Origin of the sequence: Enterococcus sp. CSURQ0835, assembly GCF_902706605.1 — a bacterium.
GTDB lineage: Bacteria > Bacillota > Bacilli > Lactobacillales > Enterococcaceae > Enterococcus_A.
The window spans coordinates 23,067-32,527 of the sequence record NZ_CACSLH010000032.1; the positions used below are offsets into that span (position 1 = coordinate 23,067).

Annotated in this window: 10 protein-coding genes; 8 read left to right on the top strand and 2 right to left on the bottom strand. The window is 42.7% G+C overall.

The window, feature by feature from the left end:
• Window positions 1–24 precede the first annotated feature (24 nt).
• Window positions 25–534: a flavodoxin domain-containing protein gene (locus tag GVJ38_RS11660; RefSeq protein WP_159723322.1), complete on the bottom strand. Its 510-nt coding sequence runs from the start codon at window positions 532–534 to the stop codon at window positions 25–27.
• A gap of 40 nt (window positions 535–574) precedes the next feature.
• The gene (locus GVJ38_RS11665; protein WP_159723336.1) at window positions 575–1,144 is read right to left on the bottom strand and encodes a hypothetical protein; all 570 of its coding nucleotides are present in this window, start codon (window positions 1,142–1,144) and stop codon (window positions 575–577) included.
• 132 nt (window positions 1,145–1,276) lie between these two features.
• On the opposite strand from GVJ38_RS11665, the gene GVJ38_RS11670 reads away from it, so the two are divergent.
• From GVJ38_RS11670 to rplT, 8 genes are all read left to right on the top strand, one after another.
• Window positions 1,277–1,552, top strand: a complete 276-nt coding sequence (locus GVJ38_RS11670; RefSeq protein ID WP_159723323.1) for a hypothetical protein — start codon at window positions 1,277–1,279, stop codon at window positions 1,550–1,552.
• A gap of 213 nt (window positions 1,553–1,765) precedes the next feature.
• Window positions 1,766–3,448 carry a ribonuclease J gene (locus GVJ38_RS11675; protein ID WP_159723324.1) on the top strand — a complete coding sequence of 561 codons (1,683 nt, stop codon included), beginning with the start codon at window positions 1,766–1,768 and terminating at the stop codon, window positions 3,446–3,448.
• A gap of 217 nt (window positions 3,449–3,665) precedes the next feature.
• Window positions 3,666–5,711 (top strand): leucine-rich repeat protein, encoded by a 2,046-nt coding sequence (locus GVJ38_RS11680; protein WP_159723325.1) that lies wholly within the window; start codon window positions 3,666–3,668, stop codon window positions 5,709–5,711.
• A gap of 216 nt (window positions 5,712–5,927) precedes the next feature.
• Window positions 5,928–7,364 (top strand): MFS transporter, encoded by a 1,437-nt coding sequence (locus GVJ38_RS11685; RefSeq protein ID WP_159723326.1) that lies wholly within the window; start codon window positions 5,928–5,930, stop codon window positions 7,362–7,364.
• Window positions 7,354–7,833: a YbaK/EbsC family protein gene (locus GVJ38_RS11690; protein ID WP_159723327.1), complete on the top strand. Its 480-nt coding sequence runs from the start codon at window positions 7,354–7,356 to the stop codon at window positions 7,831–7,833. The genes GVJ38_RS11685 and GVJ38_RS11690 overlap by 11 nt, the downstream gene beginning before the upstream one ends.
• Window positions 7,834–8,124: 291 nt before the next feature.
• Window positions 8,125–8,649, top strand: a complete 525-nt coding sequence (gene infC / locus GVJ38_RS11695) for a translation initiation factor IF-3 (protein WP_159723328.1) — start codon at window positions 8,125–8,127, stop codon at window positions 8,647–8,649.
• A gap of 62 nt (window positions 8,650–8,711) precedes the next feature.
• Window positions 8,712–8,912 carry a 50S ribosomal protein L35 gene (gene rpmI, locus GVJ38_RS11700; RefSeq protein ID WP_159723329.1) on the top strand — a complete coding sequence of 67 codons (201 nt, stop codon included), beginning with the start codon at window positions 8,712–8,714 and terminating at the stop codon, window positions 8,910–8,912.
• A 33-nt stretch (window positions 8,913–8,945) separates the two neighbouring features.
• The gene (gene rplT / locus GVJ38_RS11705) at window positions 8,946–9,305 is read left to right on the top strand and encodes a 50S ribosomal protein L20 (protein WP_159723330.1); all 360 of its coding nucleotides are present in this window, start codon (window positions 8,946–8,948) and stop codon (window positions 9,303–9,305) included.
• The last annotated feature ends 156 nt before the right edge of the window (window positions 9,306–9,461 follow it).

Here is a 9,461-nt window from a genome sequence, read left to right on the forward strand (position 1 = left end):
TTCGCAACACCTGGCATCTGTTAGTCAAAGAAGCTCTTCTAATTTTTCCACCTCAATATAGTCGACTGAATTGCCATAAAGTTCCATAAATAATCGATCAGTGGCACTGGGCTTAGTTTGTTTACTAGCAGATTTGTGGAGTGCTCTAATCAATAGTTTGTGTTTGAAATTCAACCGCTCATAGTCAAATGCGCCGCGTAAATGCTGAAGCTGAATGAGATCGACCGAAGCTTCATGGGCTAACTTACGAATTTTTGTTTCCATTTCGGTAAATTGATCAGTTACTTCTGGATCAGTCAAGCCCACAGTAAAAAGCTGTAAAGGCTGACCAGGAGTCAATGATTTCAATAAATTTTTCAGCTTGAGTGGCATACCGATGTAAACTGCGGCGATCAAGATCACCTCGCGATTTGTTAAGGCTGCACGAGTCACGTTTGTTACGTTGTAAAGTGAGTAGCCTTTTTTGGCGGCTAATTGTTCTGCGTATTTTTTGGCCGAACCGTAGCGGCTGGCGTAGACGATCACTTTTTCCATGGAGACCTCCTTAATGAAATGAGCGAAGTGCAACGGCATATTAACTGAGCAACTCTGGGCGATATTTTTTTGGTTGGTCGGAGTGTTTGACTTGCTGCCACAAATAAGCAGCGACTTTTAATTTTTGTGAATAAGCGGCACTTTCTGGACTATGACAAAAATCTTTGACGAATTGATTCCATTGGTAAGTCGCGTCTTCTAGTGAACTAACTGACGTGTGAGTTGGCTGTTGGACGAGTTTGATCAGATCTTCAACGGTTAACGTGGGGTCCTGAGTTATTTCTGCTTGTCGTTTGAGTGCTGCCATCTCTTTAGTAAATGAAAAATGCGTAACACCAAAGTAAGCAGCGAAAAACGCGCGGGTTGTCTGATTAAATGAAAAACTAGGATCGATCAGAGGCGTGGTTAGCGAGAGTGGCTGAGCCGAGGGTGTTGTCGCGTGCTTTTTTCGTAACGGCTGAATAGCAGTTGCCGGTGTGCCAGTCAGATACAAACGCAGATAATGGTTGAGCTCGGCTTTGGTTCCATAAGCAGGTAGGCCGTAAGTCCGACAGAGCTGACTCAATTCTGTTTTATAAAAATAAGTTTGCTCAAAGGTTGCTAAGGTCATTTTTTTCAAAGGATCACTTCTTTAGGCTTTTCTTTATTGTAGCATGAAAGCTAGTGATCTTTATAATAGAAGAGACTTGCCCGTTTGCTAAAGAGAGTGTTATGCTAGGAAAAAATTGAGAGGATGAGATAGTTGCTACCAAGCAGTTTAGCTGACCCCATCAGTGCTATTTTAATGGTCGGCTTGATCAGTTTTTTTATCAAAAAAAGCTATGACTATGCCTGCGTGAGAAAACGCCGCTATGATCTGCCATTGAGTATCTGTTTGTTACTAGAATGCAGCGCACTGCTACTTGTTATGTTGCATCGATTGTTTCAAACGTCAGATTCAAATCGGGTGGCGCTGGGCCTGGCACTCCTTGCCACAAGTGGCGTCGTCTATTTCAGCTATCAAAATAAAACACGATGATTTCGCTGCGGCGGGGTCATTTTTTTATTAAGTTAGTCGATACGCAAAAATCAAATCCAGTTGGGCAGTTGAGCTGCTAGTAGTGCCGACCGTGGTATTTCCCTTAAAATCATGTATAATGAAAGGTGAGTATTTAGCACAGACCGAACTGATGCGGGGTCTGAGCAGCGCTGAATAAAAAATAGATAAAATAATTTTGCGAGGTGTATTTTTTTGAGTACTATCAAAATCATCCCCTTTAGCGGCGTCCGTGAAAACGGAAAAAATATGTACGTCGTAGAAGTGGGAAATGATATTTTTGTTCTTGATTGTGGACTGAAATATCCAGAAAACGAATTGCTAGGAATCGATGTCGTGATTCCAGACTTTACGTATCTGATTGAAAATGCGGACCGTGTAGCCGGAGTCTTTTTAACTCATGGACATGCAGATTCAATCGGGGCATTGCCGTATTTAGTTTCTGAGGTCGATGTTCCAGTCTTCGGGACAGAACTCACGATTGAATTAGCTAAACTAAACGTTAGCCATAATGATGACAGTAAACATTTCAAAGATTTCCATGTGATCGATGAACATACTGAGATCGATTTTGGCTCCACGGTAGTCAGCTTTTTCCGGACGACCCATACGATCCCGGATTCAGTGGGGATCAGTTTGAAGACAGATGAAGGCAATATCGTGTACACTGGCGATTTCAAATTTGATCCGACAGCAGTGCCGATGTATGCGACTAACTACAAACGGTTAGGCGAGATCGGTTCTGAAGGGGTCTTAGCTTTATTGAGTTCCTCATCGAATGCTGAAAATGCCGCTCAAGTCGCTTCTGAACGCGAGATCGCCGATGAAGTTTTTGATACGATCAACTACTGGGATGGCCGGATCATCGTCGCGTGTGTCGCCAGCAATTTACAGCGGGTCCAACAAGTGTTGAATGCCGCAGCAAAGTCTAATCGGAAAGTCGTTTTGACCGGGCAAGATTTTGAACGGATCATTCGGACTGCGATGCGTTTGAATAAATTAAATGTGCCAGACGATGTATTCATCACCTTAAAAGAAATGAAAAAATATCAACCAGATGAGCTATTAATTTTAGAAACGGGTCGAATGGGCGAGCCGATCAAATCATTGCAACGCATGGCAAATGGTTCCCACAAATCATTGCGGATCGAAGAAGGCGATCTTGTTTACATCACCACTACGCCAACGACAGCGATGGAAACAACCGTCGCCAAAACGGAAGATATGATCTACCGCGCAGGTGGCGTAGTCAAAAGTATTTCCGAAAACTTGCGAGTCTCAGGTCATGCGAATCCGCGCGACCTGCAGTTGATGATCGATTTCATGACACCGAAGTATTTCATTCCGGTACAAGGCGAATATCGCCAGTTAGCCGCTCATGCTGATCTTGCGCATGAATTGGGCATGCCTTTAACCAATGTCTTCATCACTGGTCGAGGCGATGTTTTGGAATACAAGAAAAATCAAATGACTGCTAGCGGCAACGAGCCAGCTGACAATGTGATGATCGATGGGATCGGCGTTGGCGATATCGGCAGCATCGTTTTGCGCGACCGTAAAGTTTTATCTGAAGATGGGATCTTTGTGGTCGTGGTAACGATCGACCGCAAGACGAAAAAAATCGTTTCAAAACCGCAAGTCACTTCCCGTGGGTTCGTTTATGTCAAAGCTTCCCGCGATTTGATCAAAGAAAGTGCCGATAAAGTCAGCGAGATCGTGGAAAAACATCTCCACTCGGATGATTTTGAATGGAGTAAATTAAAACAAGATATTCGCGATCACTTGAGCCGCTATTTATTTGAACAAACGAAACGGCGGCCTGTGATCTTGCCAGTCATCATGGAAGCCAATCAACGTCGTGGTCGGCGCAAAAATTAAGTTTGAATTGTACAAGTCGTAAGCTGTTGCTTGCGGCTTTTTTGTTGTAGCTTAGTTTTAGCTGTTATGAAACAGTCCATTTTCGAGCTAAAATCGTAATATTATTTCATCTTTTGAATAACGATTGAAATCTTTAATCAAAAATTATATTCTGATGATAGTTTTTAATACTATTTTAAAAAAATCAAGGTTTTATCGGAACGGGAGGAAAAGCAAAATGAAAGAGAAACAATGGGTAAAAGTGGGAGTTGTAGCTGGTTTGCTTTGCAGTTCACAGTTGGGGCTCGTGGCGATCGCGGGGCAATTGGATCAACCGCTAACGGTAACCGCACATGCTGCAACCACAGAAGCACAAGCAGGAACAGATTATAATTGGCAAGCGGCAACCGGTGAACTGTCGATCAATACCCAAGCTGGAATGAATTGGTGGGTGGCTAATCGCGGAGCAGGTGACGGTTCACTGACCAAACAAGTGAAAGCTGTGACTTTTGGCGATGGTGTAACGGAGATTCCCGCTTATGCGTTTAGCACATTAGACGGCGATCTCACTAAAGTTGCTACGAACCTTCAACAGGTACGATTGTCTGAGACATTGAAAAAAATCGGGAATGGTGCCTTTAGTCAATGTTCTGCTTTAAGTGGGACCTTAGTGATTCCGGCATCAGTCGAATCGTTAGGGGATGCAAATAGCGGTGGGCTACCAGGTCAAGCGTTTGCGTTGACCGGGGTTGAAACTGTGATTTTTGAAACGGGCTCACAAGTTAAGGGGTTAGCCAATGCTTTTTTGCAATGTCCCAACTTGAAAAAAGTCGTCTTGCCTGAAAACTTGACGAACTTGTACTATCGTGAATTTATGGATGACAAACAGTTAAATGAATTAGTCTTTACTGGGAAAACAGCGCCGCAATCATCAGGAGATGCATTTGACGGGATGGGAAACGCTGCTGTTAAAACTGGTCAAATCGTTCATCCAGCAGCTACTGATTATCAATCGATTTTAAAAGAATTATCAACAGCTAAAGACGGGTCATTGACTCAATGGACAGACAAAACCTATGCGCCAATAGCAAAATTTGACGTACCGCAAACCCTGGCGCTGACCGTCGGAAAAACGCAAAATATCCATGCGACTGTTCAACCCGCTGATTATAAATTAAGTTATGAAGTCGTTACTGGTACGTCTAATTTCAAAGTGGACGCACAAGGTAATGTAACGGCCGATCAAGCTGGAACGGGGAAAGTCAAAGTGACTGCTCAAAATACTTACGGCGTAACCAGCAGCAAAGAAGTGACGGTCTCAGCAACTAATCCGCCAGCAGTAACCTTTACGCCAGTTAAAGGCATCACTGGTTTACCAACAGAAATGCAAGTTGGCGTGCCATTAGACTTAAAAGGAACAGTCACACCAGCTAATGCAACTAATCAGGACGTGACTTTTGAACTGGTCGAACCACAAGATGGGGTAACGTTGACTGATCAAAAACTTTCGGCTGACCGAGCAACGACTGTCAAGTTGCGCGCAATCGTTAAAAATGGTTTACAAGCCGGCCAAGATTTCACCCAAAACTTTTCCGTCGTCGCACGTCCAAAAGCGAATACTTACGCGGTGAACTTTACTGCCGGTGAGCATGGAAAATTGATTGGTGGATTACAAACGACTGTCGTAGCAGGTGCGAAAATCCCTGGCGATAAAATCCCAACACCACAAGCCGATCCAGGTTATCTTTTCAGTCATTGGGAAGATGCTGCCGGTAAAGTAGTCGACAATTGGAATGATATCACGGTCAATGCTACTACAACTTACACGGCTGTTTTTACAAAGATCAACGATGAAAATGGCAGTGGAGACGATCAAAATGTTACGACATTACCACTCCAACGACTATATAATCCAAACTCCGGTGAACATTTCTATACGACCAATGGCGGTGAAAAAGATAACCTCGTTCGCCATGGTTGGAATTATGAAGGCATCACGGGGAATGTTGCAGAAAAAGGCGGTGACGCAGTTTATCGCTTATATAATAAAAATGCTGGTGATCATCATTACACAAAAAGTGCCAGTGAACGCGATTGGCTAGTTTCATTAGGTTGGAAATATGAATTAGTCGCTTTCCAATCTGCTGGACCTGTTGATGTTTATCGCTTGTACAATCCAAATGCGATTTCCGGTGCTCATCACTATACGCAATTCGCAGCTGAACGCGATCATTTAGCTAAGCTTGGCTGGAGCGAAGAAGGTATCGGGTGGAACGCATACTAAACCGTTTAGACTAACGAGTTGATTGATCTAAAAATTTTGAAATGAAGTAAAATGATTTTACTCCCACTACTTATATAAATGAAGGAAGCCGGGCCTGACTTGTGTCCGCTCCCTTCATTTTTTTCGATTTACGTTGGATTAAAAAATTTTTCAAGTTAAAGACTGACTTTCTTTTTGAAAACTTGCTATAATCGCAAAGGAGAAAGGAAGTATCGAATGAAGACATATCAAGATGACAAAAGAGTACAAAAAGATCGTTGGTGGATCTTAGTTTCAGTGGCGATGTTTACGTTCATGTCGACTTTAGACGGCAGTATCGTCAATATCGCGTTGCCAACGATCTCAAAAGATTTGAAAGTTCCCATGAACCAAGCGGAGTGGATCGTTTCGATCTATTTGATGGTAGTTTGTTCCTGCTTGCTCTTATTCGGCAAGATTGGGGATAGTTTCGGTAAAATCAAAGTCTATCGCATCGGGACCGTGATTTTTATTTTGGGTTCACTATTGTGCGGGTTCAACCACTCACTAGCTTTTTTATTGTTTGGTCGAATTGTACAAGCTTTTGGCGCTTCAATGACGATGGCAACAAATTCCGGGATCATCACGGAAGTCTTTCCGTTAAATGAACGAGGACGTGCACTAGGCTCGATCGGGGCTTTCGTTTCCTTAGGCTCAATCGCAGGCCCTGGTTTGGGCGGCTTGATCTTAGCGCAATTTTCGTGGCCGTATATTTTTTGGATCAATGTACCAGTCGGAATCTTTACGATTTTGATCGGTGAAAAGTTTTTACCAAAAGATATTACGTTATCCGGCAAAAGAATCGACTTGGCAGGCTTCTTTACCTTTGCTATTGCGATCATGACCTTTTTTGGCGGAGTCTTTATCGGACAAGAGCTGGGCTTCACGCATCTCGTACCGCTCTTATTATTTGCTGTAGCTGTCATGGCATTAATTATATTTATCCGCGTTGAAAAACGTGAGGCTGCACCGTTGATCACATTTGGGATCTTTAAAAATAAAATTTTTACGATGAGTTTGATTACCGCTTTGTTGATTTTTTCAGCTAACTTTTTCGTAAATGTCGTGATTCCGTTTTACTTGCAAAATGCGCGTGGGTTAAGCGCTAGTTATGCCGGACTTTTGATGATGGTCTTTCCACTGATGATGGTAGTCGGAGCACCATTGAGTGGGTATATGACTGACCGGATCGGATCAAAACCATTAGTCTTGATGGGGCTGGCATTACTTTCTGTGACGCAACTCTTATACATTTTTATGGATATCAAGACGCCGATTTGGTTTTATATCGTCGCAACTGCTATTATGGGGGTGGGAAACGCTTTGTTCCAATCGCCAAACAACACCATGATCATGAGCAGTGTCACGAAAGAAAACTTGGGTGTCGCTGGCAGTTTAAATGCTTTTGCTAGAAATCTCGGCATGGTGGTGGGGATCGCACTTTCAACGACGATTCTATACAGCGGGATGAGCCAAGCTTATGGCAAACGCGTTACGACTTATATCAATGGTCGACCCGATATTTTCGTTTTCGGGATGCGGGTAACCTTTGTTGTCGCTCTTGGATTGTGTGTTGCAGCGTTGGGATTAACGATCATTCGTTTCCGGAAAGGTGGGACCTCAAATGGCAAATGAAGTGGAACAATATTTGACCGCACATGAGATTGCATATGTCCGTTATGAATTTCCTTGGACCTTAGACGACAGTGACACCGCACGTTTGAAAGCTGAAGAATTAAATGTTCCCCATGAAACGATCTACAAAACACTCGTTTTAAAGGGCGATAAAACCGGCGTGGTGATTGCACTCGTTCCGTTAGACAGTCGGTTAGATTACAAAAAAACCGCTAAAGCAACGGGAAATCGGAAGATCGGTTTTCCGCCGATGGAGTTTGTTTTGGAACATACGGGCTATGAACACGGAGCTAACACACCAATCGGGATCTACATGCATCACCCTGAGTACACCTTAGTTTTCGATGCAAGTGTCAATGCTCACGAAAAAATCATTTTATCCAGTGGTGAAATCGGGCATTCAGTCGAAGTCGCAACCAAATCTTTAATCACATTGTTGCAGCCAGTCGTGGCAGAGATCCAAAAATAAGTTGAGCTAGCGTGTGATGCGCTGGCTTTTTTTATGAAAAGAAAGGCTTTTAGAAACTGAAACGCCAAGCTAAACGAAACGGCTTGACAGGCTAAAGATAATTTGATATTATACAAAAGTTGAGAAATAAAAGCAGAAGCCCCGCTTCTCGCCTTAGCTGACAAGTGTCACTGGGCTAGATAGATTACGATTGATGAGATGATCGATCTAATTGTGCGCGGGTTCTGATAAAGAACTCGTTTTTTTATTGCCGCGTGTCGGCAGCTTTGTTCTCAAAAATTTTGGAGGTGAATGACCATAGCAAAGGATATGATGGTTAACGACGGCATTCGTGCACGTGAGGTACGTTTGATCGGTCAAGACGGCGAACAATTAGGTGTAAAATCTAAAGTTGAAGCGTTGCAAATTGCAGAAAAAGCAAACCTTGATGTAGTTCTAGTAGCTCCTGGTGCAAAACCGCCAGTCGCTCGGATCATGGATTATGGGAAGTATCGTTTTGAACAACAGAAAAAAGAACGCGAAGCTCGTAAAAAACAAAAAGTGATCAACGTCAAAGAAGTTCGTTTAAGTCCAACGATCGATGTCAACGACTTTAACACTAAACTTCGCAATGCACGTAAATTCTTGGAAAAAGGCGATAAAGTAAAAGCCTCGATCCGATTCAAAGGCCGTGCCATTACCCACAAGGATATTGGTCAAAAAGTTCTTACTCGCTTAGCAGCAGAAACTGATGATATCGCGACAGTTGAACAAAAAGCGAAAATGGACGGACGTAGCATGTTCTTAGTGCTCGCACCGAAAGAGAAAAAAGATTAATAATTTTGAGGCTGCCAGCTTATAAAGCTGTAGGCAAATGAAATGTAGGAGGAAATATAGTCATGCCAAAACAAAAAACTCACCGCGGATCAGCAAAACGTTTTAAACGTACTGGTAAAGGCGGATTAAAGAGATTCCGTGCGTTCACAAGTCACCGTTTCCACGGTAAAACTAAAAAACAACGTCGTCAATTGCGCAAAGCGGCAATGGTATCAAGTGGCGATTACAAACGTATCCGTCAACAATTATCACAAATGCGCTAATTAAAAAGATAACATTTTTAGGAGGAATTCAACATGGCACGTGTTAAAGGTGGAACAGTAACTCGTAAACGTCGTAAAAAGACATTAAAATTAGCAAAAGGTTACTACGGTTCTAAACACACTTTATTTAAAACAGCTAAAGAACAAGTAATGAACTCATACAACTACGCATACCGCGATCGTCGTCAGAAAAAACGCGACTTCCGTAAATTATGGATCGCACGGATCAATGCGGCTGCTCGTATGAACGGTCTTAGCTACTCAAAATTAATGCACGGCTTGAAACTTGCTGGCATCGAAATCAACCGCAAAATGTTAGCTGATTTAGCAGTTAACGATGCAGCTGCTTTCACTGCTTTAGCAGAACAAGCTAAAAAATCTTTAATCGCTTAAAGAACTTTCCACTCAGCTAAACTGAGTGGTCAGACTGTAGACAAAAGATTCATAGAAGGTGTAGAAATCCAATTTCTACGCCTTTTTTGTACGCTCTACTATATGTAAGTTCAAAAAAAGCAAAAAAAATAAAGGCCTACTGCCTTTTGTATAACC

Bases quoted from the DNA above. Each gene is read 5' to 3' on its own strand.
- GVJ38_RS11660 (WP_159723322.1), bottom strand. From the start codon at position 534: ATGGAAAAAGTGATCGTCTACGCCAGCCGCTACGGTTCGGCCAAAAAA.
- GVJ38_RS11665 (WP_159723336.1), bottom strand. From the start codon at position 1,144: ATGACCTTAGCAACCTTTGAGCAAACTTATTTTTATAAAACAGAATTG.
- GVJ38_RS11680 (WP_159723325.1), top strand. From the start codon at position 3,666: ATGAAAGAGAAACAATGGGTAAAAGTGGGAGTTGTAGCTGGTTTGCTT.
- GVJ38_RS11685 (WP_159723326.1), top strand. From the start codon at position 5,928: ATGAAGACATATCAAGATGACAAAAGAGTACAAAAAGATCGTTGGTGG.
- GVJ38_RS11690 (WP_159723327.1), top strand. From the start codon at position 7,354: ATGGCAAATGAAGTGGAACAATATTTGACCGCACATGAGATTGCATAT.
- infC (WP_159723328.1), top strand. From the start codon at position 8,125: ATGACCATAGCAAAGGATATGATGGTTAACGACGGCATTCGTGCACGT.
- rpmI (WP_159723329.1), top strand. From the start codon at position 8,712: ATGCCAAAACAAAAAACTCACCGCGGATCAGCAAAACGTTTTAAACGT.
- rplT (WP_159723330.1), top strand. From the start codon at position 8,946: ATGGCACGTGTTAAAGGTGGAACAGTAACTCGTAAACGTCGTAAAAAG.